The organism is Streptomyces sp. CNT372 (assembly GCF_000377145.1).
In genome coordinates this window covers 69408-84154 of sequence record NZ_KB897786.1, presented here as the reverse complement: position 1 = coordinate 84154, position 14747 = coordinate 69408, and the positions used below count along the sequence as shown (strand labels likewise).

Below are 14747 nucleotides of genomic sequence, written 5' to 3'. Positions count from 1 at the left end.
GGGACGGGTGAGGAACAGGTGACGAACCGGACGCCGAAGGGAACCGCCGCGCACGAGGACGGCGCCGCGCACGGGCTCCGCGCCGCGGACCAGAGCCGGGGCCGGGGCGGCGTGCTGGACGGGCGGGTGGCGGTGGTCACCGGCGCCGGCCGGGGCGTCGGGGCCGCCCTCGCCCGGGAGCTGTCCTCGTACGGCATGCGGCTGGTCCTGCTCGGACGGGAGATGGACACCCTCTCCCGGGTGGCCGCCGGGCTCCCGGGAGAGGCCCGCTGTTTCGAGGTGGACGTCACCGACCGCGCGGCCATGGCCCGGGTCGCGTCCCGGGTGGCCGACGAGCTCGGGCCCGCCTCCGTCGTCGTCGCGAACGCGGGCATCGCGGCGACCGGCCCGTTCGGAAGCGGTGACCCCGGGCTGTGGGAGCGGGTCGTGGAGGTCAATCTGCTGGGCAGCGCCACCACCGCGCGCGTCTTCCTCCCGCACCTGCGGCGGACTCGGGGCTACTTCCTCCAGATCGCGAGCACGGCCGCGTTCGGGGCCGCGCCGATGATGAGCGCCTACTGCGCCTCCAAGGCGGGCGCCGAGTCCTTCGCGCAGTCCCTCCGCGCGGAGATCGCCCCGGAGGGGGTCGCCGTGGGCATCGCGTACCTCCACTGGACCGGCACCGACATGACCCGGGACATCGGGGAGCATCCGGTGCTGCTCGCCCTGCGCGCCGCCCAGCCGCGGTTCGCCGGGCGGGTGCAGGCGGCGGGAGAGGTGGCGCGGCGGCTGCGGCACGGCATCGAGCGGCGGGCGGCGAGTGTGCACTGCCCGGCCTGGCTGCGGCTCGTCCAGCCCCTGCGGCCCCTCTTCCCGCCCCTGGTGGCGCGTGTCGCCCGCACCCGCCTGGCCCGCCTCGACCCCGTCGAACTCGACCGGACCGCGGGCGTCCTCGGCCCCGGTGGCGAGGCGGACTGGCGGGCCGCCCACCGGGTCACCTGACCGCACACCATCCGCCCGGGCGCGGAATTCCCGCGCAGGTGTGCGGGGGAGCCCCCGATCCGGTCCGGCAAACCCCCAAGAGGATGTTTCTCCCCGCCGGGCGCGGACATCCGGGTGCCAGGCCGCACCGCACGCCCCGGCGACGCGGACGGCCTCCCATCCACCCAGCGGTTCGACTCGGAGGACGATCATGACGAACGACGCCATCTGGAACTACGGCCCCGCCGCCGGCCACACCGCGGACGTGGACCTGACCGGCTACCGGGTGGAGGCGACCGACGGCCACATCGGCAAGGTCGACAAGCACTCCAACGACGTCGGCTCCCAGTACCTGGTGGTGGACACCGGGGTGTGGATCTTCGGCAAGGAGGTCCTGCTGCCGGCCGGCACGGTCACCTCCATCGACACCGAGGCCGAGACCATCCACGTCGCGCGGACCAAGGACGAGATCAAGAGCGCGCCCGAATTCGACAAGGAGAAGCACCTCGGCGACCGGGACTACCACGACCGGGTCGGCGGCCACTACGGCGCGCACGGTCCGCGTCACTGACCCCCCCGCCGGCCGGCGAGCGGCACCCGCGACGCAGCACGGGCGGGATGTCCCGGACAGGCCCCCGGCCGCCGTTCCCGGCGCCCGGGGGCTCCGTCGTACGCTGGAAGCGGCCCTGTCGAACCTCTGAAACGCCATGCAGAGGCCGCGATGACCGACCCCTTCGGTTTTCTCACGACACCCCGCAGCCCCGTGCCCGCGCGCCCTTGCGCCGAGCGGATCGGGGACTGGCGGGAGGTGCACGGGGACCGGCCCCTGCTGCCCCTCGTCTCCCGGCAGGCGGCGCGCTGCATGGACTACGGGATCCCGTTCTGCCACAGCCAGTGCCCGCTCGGGAACCTCATCCCCGAGTGGAACGCCTATGCCGCGCACGGGGACTGGGCGGCCGCCTCCGAGCGGCTGCACGCCACCAACAACTTCCCCGAGTTCACCGGCCGGCTCTGCCCCGCGCCCTGCGAGGACGCGTGCGTCCTCGCGATCAACGCGGATCCGGTCACCATCAAGAACGTGGAGCAGGCCGTCGCCGACCAGGCGTGGGAGCGGGGGCTCGTCGCCCCGCTGCGTCCCGGGCGGCTCAGCGGCCGCACCGTCGCGGTCGTCGGCTCCGGCCCGGCCGGGCTGGCCGCCGCGCAGCAGCTCACCCGGGCCGGCCACCGGGTGACCGTCTACGAACGCACCGACCGCGTCGGGGGACTGCTGCGGTACGGCATCCCCGCGTTCAAGATGGAGAAGCGGCACCTGGACCGGCGGCTCGCCCAGATGCGGGACGAGGGGACGGAGTTCCGCCCGGGCACCGAGGTGGGCCGGGATCTCGACGCGGCGGAGCTGTGCGGCGTCCATGACGCCGTGATCGTGGCCGTCGGCGCGACCGTGCGGCGTGAACTTCCGGTTCCGGGACGTGAGTTGAGCGGCGTCCACCAGGCCATGGACTACCTGACGGCGGCGAACCGGGCCGCCGGGGGCGACGGCGACGGGTCGCCGGACACACCGCCCTCCGGCGACGGCCCCGTGCCCGCGCCGCTCGACGCCCGGGGCCGGCGGACCGTGATCGTCGGCGGCGGCGACACGGGCTCCGACTGCCTCGGCACCGCCCTGCGCCAGGGCGCGGCCACCGTGATCCAACTGGACATCAACCCCGAACCGGACGGGCGGCGCCCGGGGGACGAGCCATGGCCGGTGCACCCCCGCGTCTACCGGATCTCGCACGCCCACGAGGAGGCGCGAGGACGCCACGGCGCCGACCCGCGCGCCTTCGCCACGGCCACCCTCCGTTTCGAGGACGACGGCACGGGACGGGTACGCGGCCTGCGCCTGACCGAGGTCGAGCCGTCGACGCGCCGGCCGCTCGCCGGGACCGAGCGCGTGCTACCCGCCGATCTGGTCCTGCTCGCGCTGGGCTTCGACGGGCCCGAGCACGGGACGGGCCTGACCCGGGCACTCGGCCTCACCCGGGACGACCGGGGCGCCTACGCCCGGAACGCGGACTTCAGCGCCCGCCCGGCCCCGCCCGGTGCGCCGGGGACGGGGGAAACGGGGACGGGGGAGGGGGCGCCGGTGCCCGACGGGGTCTTCGTAGCGGGGGACGCCGGTCGCGGCCAGTCCCTCGTCGTCTGGGCCGTCGCGGAGGGGCGGTCCGCGGCATCGGCGGCCGACCGCTATCTCACCGGCGCGACGGAGCTGCCCGCCCCCGTCACGCCCACCGACCGCCCTCTGAGGGCCTGAGCCCAGCCGGACCCCTGGCCCGGGCACCACCCCGGACCCTCGGGGGTGGCCCGGGCCTGCCCGGCAACCCGAGCCACCCCCGAGCCCTGGCCCGCACCCGCCCCCGGGCGGAACGTCACGCCCGATGCCCGTGCCTCGGGGCGGAACGTCACGCCCCGGTCAGCAGCTCCCGCACAGCCGCCGCCGTCTCCGCGTCCCGCGCCACCGTGAACGGGAGCGCGTTGCCGCCCGCGAGGCGGAACGGTACGCCCGCCGCGGTGGTCTGAGCGCCGCCCGCCTCCGTCACCAGGAGCAGGCCCGCCGCGTGGTCCCAGGCGTGCTCCCAGCAGAAGGCCGTGGCGTCGAGTGTCCCGCGGGCCACCGCCAGGTACTCCAGCCCGGCGGAACCGGCGCACGGCCGGGGCGCGACCCCTTCGGTGCGCAACCGCAGCAGGGCCCGCCGCTGATCCGGATCCGAGCGCTCCGGATCGGAGATCGCCACGGTCAGCGCACCTGCGCGCGGGGACGCGTCCGCCCGCAGCGCGGCCCCGTCGAGCCGGGCGCCCCCGCCGCGCACGGCGGTGGCCATCGTGTCCGGCACCGGGGCGTACGTCCAGGAGGCGAGGACCTCGCCCCGGTGGGCCAGCGCTACCAGGGTGCAGAACCCCGCCTCGCCGCGGACGAACGGCCGGGTGCCGTCGATCGGGTCGACGATCCACACCGGCCGGTCACCGCGCAGCGCGCCGTAGACGGAGGGGTCGTCCGCCACCGCCTCCTCGCCGACCACCGTGCTGCCGGGGAGCAGCCCGGTGAGGGCGGCGGTCAGCCGCTCCTCGGCGAGCCGGTCGGCCACGGTCACCAGGTCGTGCGGGCCGCTCTTCTGGGCCACCTCGTCGGCGGTCAGCGTGCGCAGGCGCGGCAGGATCTCGGCGGCGGCCACCTCGCGGATGACCGCGGCCACCCGCTCCGAACACTCCGCAGGGAACCCCTCGTCGATCATCCGCCCATCAGACCACACCGTGCGAGATCCCCACGCCACCCCGCCGGGGTGACGGCGGACGCGGGCGCTGGATCCCGTGGCGCCGGGTCCCCCACAATGTCTCCCGCGGTCCCGGGCCGCCCCGCCGCCACGGCGGGCGAGCACACACAACGCACACCCGCACACCGCACCACTGCACAGACCAGCACCACCACACACCCCGCACCACCACACACGCGGCACGGCCGCGCACACCGCACGACGCGACAGGGAGCACCCCCACATGGCCGGCAACGCAGACATGGTGGCCTTCATCCAGGCGCGGCTGGCCGAGGAGGAGCAGATCGCGCGGGACGCCGGGGGCGAGAGCTGGCGCTGCCCGGCCGATGTGCCGGGCGAGGTCCACGACCGCACCTCCGGTATCGCCTTCACCGTGCGCGGGGCGGGCTACGACCGGCACATCGCCTTCCAGGACCCCGCCCGCACCCTGGCGCGCATCGAGACCAGCCGGGTGCTGATCGGCGAGTACGTCGAGGTCGCGCATCTGGACACGGACCGTCCGTCGGCCGACTTCGACTCGGGCCGGGCCGTGGGGCTCGGCTTCGCCGTCCGCCAGCTCGCCGCGGAGTGGGCCGGGCACCCCGGCTACCAGGCGAGGTGGCTGCCGCGCTTCATCCGCTGAGAGCCCACGGCGAAGGGCCCGCCGGGGAGGCGGGGGAGGGGCCGGGAACGGGCGGCCGGCGTGTGTGTCGGCCCGTTTGGGGCGTGCGCGGGCGGTAGTGTCCGTGCCGTTCACGCCCGCACACGGCCCGAAGGTCAGCCCGTGCAGCAGCCGTTCGTCGCCCTCGTCGTCAGCCGGGTCCTCGGGAGCCGGTGGTGGCGTGCCTTCCATGTCAGGGCGGCGCTGTCGGTGTCGCTGTTCACGGTCGTGGTGCTGGTCGCCGGGTCCGCCCTCGTGGTGACCGCCGAACGCGGCGCGCCCGGCGCCAGCATCACCTCCTTCCCCCGGGCCCTGTGGTGGTCCGTGGAGACGGCGACCACCGTCGGATACGGGGACCTCTACCCCGTCACACTCTGGGGCCGGGTGGTCGCCGGGGTGGTGATGCTCGCCGGGATCACCACGTTCGGGATGGTCACGGCGGCCATCGCCACCTGGTTCGTCGGCCGGGCGCACCGGGACGCGCGGGCGCTGGGCGCGGCCGCGCACCGGATGGCGGACGAGGGGGAGCGGGCCGCCCGCGACGAACTCCGGTCCCTGCACGAGCGGTTCGACCGCGTGGAGCGCCTGCTCGCGGAGCGCGGCGACCGCTGACCGCCGTACTCCCGCACCGGTGCCTGCCGAACCCGGCGCGGCACAGGGCGAGTTCGGCCGGTCTGATCCGGCCGCCCCGTGGGCAACCGGACAGTATGACGAAACTTCTGCGGAAGGACGGCGAACCCGGCACGGGGAACGCCGTGACGCGTGGTGCGAGGCGTACGGTCGCGGCCGTGGTGGCGGCGGGCGTGTGCCTCGTCCTGCTGGTGGCGCTCGTCGCCGCGTTCAATCCGTTCGGCGGGATCGGTGACCTCTTCGGCGAGCGCACCGAGGACCGGACCGGTCCCGCCCTGCTGAAATCCGTACGGGACCTGGACCGCTACGAAGGCGCGGCGGGGGACTTCCAGGTCGTCGTGGACCTGGAGAAGGACACCAGGTTCCTGCCCGACGCCATCCGCGGCACCCGCACCCTGTTCGTGGGCGCCGGAAGCGTGTCGGCCTACGTCGACTTCGGCTCCCTGGGCGAGAAGAACGTCCAGGTGAACGAGGACCGCACCGAGGCCACCATCCGGCTGCCGCACGCCCGCCTCGGCTCGGCGTCCCTGGACCCGGACCGCTCGTACACGGTTGCCAAGGAACGCGGCCTGCTGGACCGCCTCGGCGACCTGTTCTCCGGCAACCCGGCCGACGAACGCGCGGTGCACCGGCTCGCCGCCGACCACATCGGCAAGGCGGCCCGGGAGAGCGATCTGACCGGCCGCGCGGAGAAGAACACCACCGCCATGCTGGAGGGGCTGCTGGGGTCGCTGGGGTTCACCTCCGTCACCGTCGTCTACGGCTGAGCCGCCGGGCCCGCATCCCCGCCCGGATGACGCCACGCACGCCAGTGCCGCTACATTCGACCGGGATCACGGACTGTCCTCGGGGCAGAAGATGCCGGAACCACACGCAGGATGCCGGAAGCGCACCAGCGCGCACAGCGGCGGCCGGGACGACGGGAAACAGTGACAAGGATGGCGGAGAACACACTGACGGTGGTGGCCACCGAAGCGGGACCGGACGAAACGGTCCGGGTCGTGGCCGTCCGCGGCGACGTGGACATGGACAGCGCGCCGGAACTGGAGCGCGTGCTCGTGGAGGCGGCGCGCGTCCCCGGGCGGGTCACGGTGGTCGACCTGTCCGGGACCGGCTTCGCCGACTCCACGATGCTGCACGTCCTGCTCACCGCGCAGCGGGGCCACCGGGCCGCCGGACGCCGGATGGTCCTCGCCGGGCCGTTCGGCGAGACCGTGACCCGGCTGCTGGACGTGACGGGCACGGCAGGCTTCTTCGAGATCGTCGCGGGGCTCGACGCCGTGCTCGGCGAGCTCCCCGGGGCGCGCGGTGACTGACACCCTCCCGGCCCCGGGCGAACCGGACCCGGGACTCCGTACCACCACGGTGACCGCCGCCGGGGCCCGCCGCCGGGTCCGCGAGCTGCTGGCGGCCCGAGCGCCCGGGGCGGTGCCCCGGGCGGTCGGCGACGCCCTGCTGGTCACCTCGGAGATCGTCACCAACGCGGTGCGCCACGGCGGCGGGGCCACCGGCTTCACGGCCGAGGTGGCCGGCGGCGTGCTCGTCCTCGCCGTCACCGACCGCAGCCCGGCCAGGCCCGTGGTGGCGGACCCGGACATCCGTCCGCGCATAGGCGGCTACGGCTGGCCGCTGGTGCTGAGCCTGGCGGTCTCCGTCGAGATCGCAGAGACCCCGGGCGGCAAGACGGTCCGGGTGCGGCTGCCCCTGACGTGAGCCCCGGGCGACGCGGTGCGCCAGAACGGTCACACGGTATTCACATCCGGCGGGTCTTGCGGACGTCCGGGGCGGCAACACGGAGAACACCGGACAAGCAATCGCGTCCTCGGGAGGTCCTCCGTGACAGTCGTCGCCCTTCTCATACCCCCGCTCCTGCTCGGCCTGGTCGTGCTCCTGGACCGCTACGAGGAGTACATGCGGGCCACCAGCGCCCCTCGCCCGCCGCGCGGAGTGCCGCCGGTTGCGCCGCTGCCCCTCGCCCCCGGCGCCCGGAGCGCGGGCGGGACGGGGCAGGCGGCGGGGGGTGAGGTCCGCTGACCACAGGAGAGTCCCGCGCGTCCCGGAAGCCGGCCGCCACCACCGACAGCGGGTGGGACGGCCGGCTTCCGGGACGCGCGATGCGGTTCCCGATGCGGTTCCCGAGGGGGCTCAGAGGAGTGCGATCTCCGCGCAGATCGTCTTGCCGCCGTCGACGGGTGTGACCGTCACGTCCCGGCTCAGGCGGCGCACCAGGGCCCAGCCGAAGCCGCCGGGCCGCAGTCCGGGCGCGGCCGGGGCCTGCGGCAGCTCCGGGGAGCGGTCGGTCACACAGATGTGCACGGCGTCCCCCGTGAGCCTGGTCGCGAAGGCCGCCACGCCGCCGCCGTGGCGCAGGGCGTTGGTGACCAGTTCGGAGGTCACGAGCAGGGCGTCGGCGACCGCCACGTCCGCCTCGCTGCCGGTGCCCACCGCCCCGAGTGCCGAGACGAGCAACTCGCTCACCTGCCCGCGTGCCTCCGCTGCGGTGGCGGGCTGCTGCCTGTGGCCCGTGGCGAAGTGTTCCGTGGTCATCCTGCCCTCCTCCGTCCTGGCCCGTCCTCCTCCTCGCCCCTGGTCCCGTCGCGCACGGCGGCGCACGGGCGAGCGGTCGCTGAGGCGAACGGGATTCACACGCTCCTGGGCGTCCGCGGTGCGGCCGGCGGTGCGGCCGGGCCCCTCCCGGGCCCGGGACACAGCGGCGCGGAGCCGCCTGTCGGGCGGCCCGGCGGGCGGACGGTGCGGCAACTCCGCCCCGCCGGGCTCGTGTACGTTGATGCGTGTTGCCCGTGGTCGCGTGAGCAAACCGGCCCGCGGCGCCCGGGTGCCCGGCGGGCGTGGACCCGGCGGCCCGGGAGACGCGGCGGGTTGCAACCGGCCGCCCGCCTGCGGGACGGTGTCATGACCAATGTCCTCCAGGCGGAAGGTGGTGGGGTGCGCACGGTGCGTGGCCCCTTCTGATGACCGGTAGCAAGGGCTCCCCTCCGGCGGTGCGTCCCTGGGACGCGCACGAGGTCTGGGGAGCCGCACCCTGTCCCGTACTGATCACCGACCCCGACGGAGTCCTCGTCGCCGTCAACCCGGCGGCCCGTGAGGTGCTGCCCGGCGCCGAGCCGGGCCGGCCGCTGCGCGACGCCGTCCCAGCCTGGCTGGGCGAGGCCCGCCAGGCGCCTGTGCCGCCCCGTGTCCCCGGCCCCGCCGAGCAGGCCGGACCGGCCTCGCCCGCCGCCGTCGACCAGGTCCTGCGCGGCCGCCTCGGCGACCGCGCCTACGCGGCCCGCCGCGGGAGCACCGGGGACGGCCGGACGGTGTGGTGGCTGGCCGACGAGACCGAACGGGAGAGCGCCGAGGAGGCCCTGCGCGAGGAACGGGCCCGCACCGCCCTGCTCGCGGAGATCTCCGACGCGCTGCTCTCCTCGCTCAACGTGGAACGCTGCATGGACGTCACCGTGCGGATGGCCGCCACGCATCTCGCCGACGCGGCGCTCCTGATCGCCCCCGCGCGCGGCCGCCGCTACCCCGTGGCCCACTGCCACCAGGGCGGTCCGGTCACCCACACCGTCCTCTCCGTCGACCCCCGGGTCCTGCCGGGGCTCAGCGAGGCCCTCCAGGGGTTCCCGCCGGTGCCGTCCCGCTGGATCGACCCCTCCCTGGTGCCCTCCTGGGCCGTCCCGGACGGCTTCGCCGGACCGATCGGCTCGGTGGTGATCACCCCGCTGCCCGGACACGGCGTCCCGGCGGGCGTGATCGTGCTGCTGCGCCGGGGCGACCGGGGCGCGTTCACCGACGAGGAGGAGGCGTTCGCCCGGCTCTTCGCCGCCCGCGCCGGGGTCGCCCTGTCCGCGGCCCGGATGTACGCCGAGCAGTCGCGGATCACCCGCACCCTGATGCGCGACCTGCTGCCGCCCACCCTCACCCACGTCCACGGCGTGGAGTTCGCCGGCGGCTACCGGGCCGGTCTCGACAGCGAGCGCGTCGGCGGCGACTTCTACGACGTGCACCCCGGCCCCGGCCCGGACGACGAGACCCTCGCCGTGCTCGGCGACGTCTGCGGCAAGGGCCTGGACGCGGCGGTCCTCACCGGCAAGATCCGCCATGTCCTCCAGGCCCTGCTGCCGCTCACCGACGACCACGGGCGCATCCTCGAACTGCTCAACAGCGCCCTGCTGACGGCGCATCACACCCGCTTCGCCACCCTGGTGCTGGCCTCGGTGACCCGCCGCGACGACGGCGTCCGGGTCCGGGCCACCAGCGCTGGGCACCCCGCGCCCCTCGTCGTCCGCGTGGACGGCACCGTGGAGGCGGTGCCGACCCGGGGCACCCTCGTCGGCGCCCTGCCCGAAGTCACCGCCGAGACGGCCGAGTTCGTCCTCGCGCCGGGGGAGACGTGCCTCCTCTACAGCGACGGCATCACGGAGGCCCGCGGCGGGCCGACCGGTGACGCCCTGTTCGGCGAGTCCCGGCTGCGCCGGGCGCTGGCCGAGTGCGCGGGACTGCCGGCCGAGGCCGTCGTCGAACGCGTCCAGATGCTCGCCACCCAGTGGAACGGCGGCGGCCGGCACGACGACATGGCCGTCCTCGCCGTCACCGCCCCCGCCGTGCCGCAGCGCGGCCGCCCACGGGACGCGGTGGGTGGCACAGGAGTGGGCAGGCGGGGCGCATGACCGTCACGACCTCCGACCCCCGCACCCCCGCCGCCCTCACCGACCGGCTGTGGACCCACGTCGTCGACGGCGACGAGGCGGGCGCGGCCGACACCCTCCTCGGCGCCCTCGCGGACGGCGCCGACCCGGAGGACCTCCTGCTGGACGTGGTCGGCGCCGTGCAGGCCCGGGTCGGGGCGGAATGGGCGGCGAACCGGCTGACCGTGGCCCAGGAGCACGCCGCCACCGCCATCAACGAACGCGTCGTCGGCGCCCTCTCCCGCGAACTCGGGCGCACCCGGGACGGGGCGCCCGCCGGACGGCTGACCGTGGCCTGCGTCGACGGCGAGTGGCACGCCCTCCCGGCGCGGCTGCTCGCCGAGGTGCTGCGGCTGCGCGGCTGGCACGTCGACTTCCTGGGCGCGCAGGTGCCCACCCCGCACCTCATCGCCCATCTGCACCGGACCAACCCGGCAGCCGTCCTGCTGTCCGCGTCCATCCCCCTGCACCTGCCCACCGCGCACACGGCGATCAGCGCCTGCCAGGCCGTGGGCGTGCCGGTGGTCGTCGGCGGGGCCGCGTTCGGCCCGGACGGACGGTACGCGCACCAGCTCGCCGCGGACGCCTGGGCTCCCGACGCCCGCGCCGCCGCCGCGCTCGTCGCCCGGGGCGTGGACCGGCCCGCGCCGGTGAACGTGCACCAGCCCGTCGAGGACCTTCCGCACCTCGCCGACCAGGAGTACACCCTGGTCACGCGCAGCCGCTACCGGCTTGTCGGGGACACCCTCGCCGACCTGGAGCACCGCTTTCCGGCGATGCGCGGCTACACGGAGTTCCAGCGCGAACAGACCGCCGACGACATCGGCCACATCGTGGGCTTCCTCGCCATCGGCCTGTACGTCGACGACCCGGGCGCCTTCACCCGCTTCCTGCTGTGGACCGCCGACATCCTCACCCACCGCGGCGTCCCCGCCCGCTCGCTGGTCCTCACCCTGGACTCGCTCACCGGGCAGCTCAAGGACTTCCCCCGGGCCCTCTCCCTGCTCGACCACGGCCGCACCGCGCTGGCGGCCCGCGTACCCGGAAGCCGGAATGAACCCGCATGACCCCCAGCCCCTCCCGCTCGCGCTCGCACTCCGGGAGGACCCGCCCGGCACCCTCGTCCTCTCCGTGGACGGGGATCTGGACCACGAGACGAGTCCCGACGTCCTCGCCCTGGTCCGCAGCGCGCTGGCCGGCCACCCCGGCCCGGCCGCCCTGCGCCTGGACCTCTCCGGCCTGGGCGTGATCGACTCGATGGGCCTGTCGGCCCTGCTGATGATCCGCCGGCTGACCGGGGACGCGGGCGCGGCCCTGTGGCTCGACGGACGCCCGGAGCACCTGGACCGGCTCCTGGACCTCACCGGCACCCGGGAGCACCTGACGGGCGGCGGCTGACGCGCGTTCCCGCCGCCTGCCCGCCGCCCGTCGGGGCCCGCTGCCGCTCGGTACCGCTGAGTGCCGCTGTACCGCTCAGTGCGACCGCGAGGGCCGGTCCGTGCACAGCGCCCAGATGATGAAGACGTCGATGGCGATGGAGACGATCGCCCACACCGGCACGTACGGCAGCCACATGAAGTTGAGCACAAGGCTCAGGGACGCGAGGCCCACGCCGAGCCCCCGGGCCCACGGCGCCTCGCTGAGGATGCCCCAGCCGGTGGCGAGCAGGACCACGCCGAGGATCAGCAGGATCCACCCCCACGACGTGACGTCGAACTTGAAGACGTACTGCCCGAGCCGCGCGTAGACATCGTCCTGGGCGATGCCGGCGATGCCCTTGAAGATGTTGATCAGACCGTCGACGAGGAGGAGCACACCGGCGAAGACACTGCCGCCGGCCGCCCACGAGTTGGGCCCGGCGGAACCCGAGCCACGTGAAGTCGTCTGCTGGGACATGGGAACCTCCGGGCGCACGGGACGCCGGTCGCCCCGTGGGAGGGGCCCGTCCGGGCCACCTCCTCGTTGCCGAGTCCCAGTGTGGGCCGATCGGGTGAGCGCGGCGACCGGGATACGCCCGAACGGGTGAAGCGAAAGGTGCCGCCCCGGCCGCCGCCGCGGGCTCGGGCCGGTCCCCGGACGCGCGTGACGGCCGGACGGGACCGGGGCGGGCCGCCACCGTGCGGAATCACGCGAGGGCGCGCGCCGGGCAGGCGCCGGCGGCGGCCGGGACGGACCGCCTCAGAGGGTCTCGCTCAGCGAGTCCGCCAGCCGACGCCGCGCCGCGCGGGTCGCCGGGAGCGCCGCCGCCGCGGCCGCGCCCAGGACGGCCGCCGCCGCGACCCCCGCCAGGACCACCCCCGAGGGCGCCCGGGCGACACCCGCGCCCATACCGCTCGCGCGGGCCTGCGCGTCCACCAGCCAGCTGCCCGACACGACGCCGGCGCCCACCGCGAGGACCGCCGCGGCCAGCGCGGTGAGCGCCGCGGCCGTCACGATCACCGCGCCGATCTGGCGCGGGGTGAGCCCGATCGCCTTCAGCGCCAGCAGGTCCCGCCCCCGGTCCCGCACCCCGGTGCCGATCAGGGTGAGCAGTTCGATCAGGCCGATGAGGGCCAGCACCCCGACCACGGCCGTGATCACCGCCCGCGCCGGTTCCAGCCGGTCCGCGGGGTTGGAGGTCTCCCGGATCTCCAGCGCGCCCCCGGTCGCCCCGGACAGCTCCCCGGCCACCGCGCGGGGGTCCGCGCCCGGCCGCAGGACCAGCGCGTGGAAGCCGGTCCGCAGCTCCGGATCGCGCTCCCGCAGGGTGTCGATGGAGGTGACGGCGACCCGCCCGGCCGCGTCCGGCTCGATGCTGCGCCCGACGATGTGCAGCAGCTGGGGCCGCCCGCCGACCGTCATCCGCACCCAGTCCCCGACCTCGGCCCCGAGCAGGTCCAGCAGTCCCTGACCGGCCACCGCCTCGTCCGGGCCGCTCGGGGCGCGGCCCTCGGCGACGGCGGAGGGGTACGGGGCCGCGGCGGTGCCCAGGCCGCGCAGGGTGACGGTGCCCGTCTGGCCCGGCACCAGCGCCGCCGTCTCCGCACCCGGGTGGGCGGCCGCGACGCCGGGCGTCCGGGTCAGCAGCCGGGCCAGCTCCGCGTCCGAGGCCGTACCGGGCGCTTCGGCGCGGACCGTCAGGGCGGCGGGCAGGCCCATCCGCTCCGGACGGTCGCGGAACTGGTCCAGGGTGGACCAGGCGACCAGCGCGGCCGTGATCAGCACCAGCGGCAGGGCGAGGCGCAGCACCGGCAGCAGGGTCCGTACCCGCAGCGGGAAGGCCGCCCGCCAGCCCAGCACCAGGGCGGGCGGCACCCGCAGCCCCAGGGCCCGCCGGCCGAGGGCGGTCATCGGCGCGGCGGCCGGGAACGCGGCGCGCGCCACCGGGACGGGCGGCACCCTGCCCGCCCGCCAGGCGGCCAGCGAGGTGGCGGCCGCGATCAGCAGCACCGCCCCGGCCGGCACCCCGGTCATCAGCGCCGTATGGCCCGGCAGGTCCTGCCAGACGGCCACGGCGTCCCCGATGCGGCCCGGTATCCGGGGCCCGAGGACGGCCGTCGCCGCCGTGCCCAGGGCCACCCCGAGCAGCGCGAAGGCCAGATGCTGCACCAGGAACGCCCGCACGACCTGGCCCGGGGTGAAGCCCACGGCCTTGAGGACGGCGATGTCCCGCAGCTGCCCGCGCACCCGCGCGGCGACCGCGCCCGAGGCGGCGAGCGCGGCGCTGAGCAGCGCGCCCAGGCCGAAGACGGCGAAGAGCTGCCCGAGGAGCCGGTCGTCACCACCCGCCTCCGCCCGGGCCTGCTGCCATTTGGTGACCTGGGCGACCCGGTCCGCGCCCAGCAGGGTCACGGCCCGCTGGACGGTGAAGTCGGTGTCGGCGGGGTCGGCGAGCCGCAGCCCGGTCGTCTGCTCCCCGGCCGCCCCGCCCGCCCCGGGGCCCGCGGTGATCCGGTCGAGAACGCCCGGGAGCACCCATCCGGTCCCCGGGTCACCGCCCGGCCGGTACCGGGGCTCCGCCGCCTCGGCGACCCCCGCGACCCGCAGCGCGAGCGGGGAGCCGTCGCGGCCGGGTATCCGTACGGTGTCGCCGGGCGCGGCCCACAGCGCGGCGGCGACCGACCGCTCCAGCACGACCTCCGCCGCGCCGGTCCGCCCGCTGAGCCAGGAGCCGCCGGTGAGCAGCGGCCGGGCGGTCTGAGGCGGCTCGGTCCCGGTGGCGCGCAGCTCCACCCCGGCGCGCGCGCCCCGGGCGGTGGCGGTCACCGTCGCGGTGCGGAAGGGGCCGGACACCGCCTCGACGCCGTCGAGGCGGGAGAGGGCCGCGGTGTCCGCGCCGGCGCGGGTGTGCAGCCAGATGTGGGCGCCCTGCGACTGGTTGAAGACCCGCTGCCAGGGGTTGGCCGCGTACCCGAACAGGGCGCCCGCCAGCAGCAGGGAGGCGATGATCCCGGCGCTCGCGAGGACCACGAACAGGGCCTCGCCGCGGTGCGCGCGGAGGTCGGCGTGCGCCCAGCGCAGCGTCGCCCGCAC

Annotated in this window: 16 protein-coding genes; 12 read left to right on the top strand and 4 right to left on the bottom strand. The window is 76.1% G+C overall.

The window, feature by feature from the left end; translation table 11 throughout:
- The first annotated feature begins 111 nt into the window (after positions 1-111).
- The 3 genes from C593_RS0121815 (at position 112) to C593_RS0121805 (ending at position 3253) form a co-directional block, all read left to right on the top strand.
- The gene (locus tag C593_RS0121815; protein ID WP_486591168.1) at positions 112-981 is read left to right on the top strand and encodes an SDR family oxidoreductase; all 870 of its coding nucleotides are present in this window, start codon (positions 112-114) and stop codon (positions 979-981) included.
- 190 nt (positions 982-1171) lie between these two features.
- The gene (locus C593_RS0121810) at positions 1172-1531 is read left to right on the top strand and encodes a PRC-barrel domain-containing protein (protein WP_018849441.1); all 360 of its coding nucleotides are present in this window, start codon (positions 1172-1174) and stop codon (positions 1529-1531) included.
- Between the two features lie 150 nt (positions 1532-1681).
- A complete protein-coding gene (locus C593_RS0121805) occupies positions 1682-3253 on the top strand; it encodes a glutamate synthase subunit beta (RefSeq protein ID WP_026277941.1) in 1572 nt (523 codons plus the stop codon).
- A gap of 148 nt (positions 3254-3401) precedes the next feature.
- Here the strand turns inward: C593_RS0121805 and C593_RS0121800 are convergent, their stop codons facing one another.
- Positions 3402-4232 (bottom strand): inositol monophosphatase family protein, encoded by an 831-nt coding sequence (locus C593_RS0121800; RefSeq protein ID WP_018849439.1) that lies wholly within the window; start codon positions 4230-4232, stop codon positions 3402-3404.
- A 262-nt stretch (positions 4233-4494) separates the two neighbouring features.
- On the opposite strand from C593_RS0121800, the gene C593_RS0121795 reads away from it, so the two are divergent.
- From C593_RS0121795 to C593_RS0121770, 6 genes are all read left to right on the top strand, one after another.
- Positions 4495-4893, top strand: coding sequence for a DUF6221 family protein (locus C593_RS0121795; RefSeq protein WP_018849438.1), 399 nt, complete (start codon positions 4495-4497; stop codon positions 4891-4893).
- A 141-nt stretch (positions 4894-5034) separates the two neighbouring features.
- Entirely contained in the window at positions 5035-5523 is a 489-nt protein-coding gene (locus C593_RS0121790) for a potassium channel family protein (protein ID WP_018849437.1), read from the top strand.
- A 95-nt stretch (positions 5524-5618) separates the two neighbouring features.
- The gene (locus C593_RS0121785) at positions 5619-6308 is read left to right on the top strand and encodes a DUF4230 domain-containing protein (RefSeq protein WP_018849436.1); all 690 of its coding nucleotides are present in this window, start codon (positions 5619-5621) and stop codon (positions 6306-6308) included.
- Between the two features lie 171 nt (positions 6309-6479).
- Complete coding sequence (locus tag C593_RS0121780; protein WP_018849435.1) at positions 6480-6857, top strand: STAS domain-containing protein; 378 nt, start codon at positions 6480-6482, stop codon at positions 6855-6857.
- Positions 6850-7254: an ATP-binding protein gene (locus tag C593_RS0121775; RefSeq protein WP_018849434.1), complete on the top strand. Its 405-nt coding sequence runs from the start codon at positions 6850-6852 to the stop codon at positions 7252-7254. The genes C593_RS0121780 and C593_RS0121775 overlap by 8 nt, the downstream gene beginning before the upstream one ends.
- Positions 7255-7377: 123 nt before the next feature.
- Positions 7378-7575: a hypothetical protein gene (locus C593_RS0121770; protein WP_018849433.1), complete on the top strand. Its 198-nt coding sequence runs from the start codon at positions 7378-7380 to the stop codon at positions 7573-7575.
- A gap of 111 nt (positions 7576-7686) precedes the next feature.
- Here the strand turns inward: C593_RS0121770 and C593_RS0121765 are convergent, their stop codons facing one another.
- Positions 7687-8088, bottom strand: a complete 402-nt coding sequence (locus C593_RS0121765; protein ID WP_018849432.1) for an ATP-binding protein — start codon at positions 8086-8088, stop codon at positions 7687-7689.
- Between the two features lie 425 nt (positions 8089-8513).
- Here C593_RS0121765 and C593_RS0121760 point away from each other — a divergent pair, with 425 nt between their 5' ends.
- Genes C593_RS0121760 through C593_RS0121750 form a run of 3 tightly spaced genes read left to right on the top strand, consistent with a single transcriptional unit; the run spans position 8514 to position 11633 of the window.
- A complete protein-coding gene (locus tag C593_RS0121760) occupies positions 8514-10217 on the top strand; it encodes a PP2C family protein-serine/threonine phosphatase (RefSeq protein ID WP_018849431.1) in 1704 nt (567 codons plus the stop codon).
- Positions 10214-11302 carry a cobalamin-dependent protein gene (locus C593_RS0121755; protein ID WP_018849430.1) on the top strand — a complete coding sequence of 363 codons (1089 nt, stop codon included), beginning with the start codon at positions 10214-10216 and terminating at the stop codon, positions 11300-11302. The genes C593_RS0121760 and C593_RS0121755 overlap by 4 nt, the downstream gene beginning before the upstream one ends.
- On the top strand, positions 11289-11633 hold the full coding sequence (locus C593_RS0121750; RefSeq protein ID WP_018849429.1) for an STAS domain-containing protein: 345 nt from the start codon (positions 11289-11291) through the stop codon (positions 11631-11633). Before C593_RS0121755 ends, C593_RS0121750 begins: the two co-directional genes overlap by 14 nt.
- A gap of 75 nt (positions 11634-11708) precedes the next feature.
- Here the strand turns inward: C593_RS0121750 and C593_RS0121745 are convergent, their stop codons facing one another.
- Both C593_RS0121745 and C593_RS0121740 read right to left on the bottom strand, forming a co-directional pair.
- Complete coding sequence (locus tag C593_RS0121745) at positions 11709-12131, bottom strand: DUF7144 family membrane protein (protein WP_018849428.1); 423 nt, start codon at positions 12129-12131, stop codon at positions 11709-11711.
- 282 nt (positions 12132-12413) lie between these two features.
- The gene (locus C593_RS0121740; protein WP_018849427.1) at positions 12414-14747 is read right to left on the bottom strand and encodes an FtsX-like permease family protein; all 2334 of its coding nucleotides are present in this window, start codon (positions 14745-14747) and stop codon (positions 12414-12416) included.

What these genes read in the sequence shown, in the direction of transcription:
- C593_RS0121810 (WP_018849441.1), top strand. Translation starts at nt 1,172, where the DNA reads ATGACGAACGACGCCATCTGGAACTACGGCCCCGCCGCCGGCCACACC.
- C593_RS0121805 (WP_026277941.1), top strand. Translation starts at nt 1,682, where the DNA reads ATGACCGACCCCTTCGGTTTTCTCACGACACCCCGCAGCCCCGTGCCC.
- C593_RS0121800 (WP_018849439.1), bottom strand. Translation starts at nt 4,232, where the DNA reads ATGATCGACGAGGGGTTCCCTGCGGAGTGTTCGGAGCGGGTGGCCGCG.
- C593_RS0121795 (WP_018849438.1), top strand. Translation starts at nt 4,495, where the DNA reads ATGGCCGGCAACGCAGACATGGTGGCCTTCATCCAGGCGCGGCTGGCC.
- C593_RS0121785 (WP_018849436.1), top strand. Translation starts at nt 5,619, where the DNA reads ATGACGAAACTTCTGCGGAAGGACGGCGAACCCGGCACGGGGAACGCC.
- C593_RS0121780 (WP_018849435.1), top strand. Translation starts at nt 6,480, where the DNA reads ATGGCGGAGAACACACTGACGGTGGTGGCCACCGAAGCGGGACCGGAC.
- C593_RS0121765 (WP_018849432.1), bottom strand. Translation starts at nt 8,088, where the DNA reads ATGACCACGGAACACTTCGCCACGGGCCACAGGCAGCAGCCCGCCACC.
- C593_RS0121760 (WP_018849431.1), top strand. Translation starts at nt 8,514, where the DNA reads ATGACCGGTAGCAAGGGCTCCCCTCCGGCGGTGCGTCCCTGGGACGCG.
- C593_RS0121755 (WP_018849430.1), top strand. Translation starts at nt 10,214, where the DNA reads ATGACCGTCACGACCTCCGACCCCCGCACCCCCGCCGCCCTCACCGAC.
- C593_RS0121750 (WP_018849429.1), top strand. Translation starts at nt 11,289, where the DNA reads ATGAACCCGCATGACCCCCAGCCCCTCCCGCTCGCGCTCGCACTCCGG.
- C593_RS0121745 (WP_018849428.1), bottom strand. Translation starts at nt 12,131, where the DNA reads ATGTCCCAGCAGACGACTTCACGTGGCTCGGGTTCCGCCGGGCCCAAC.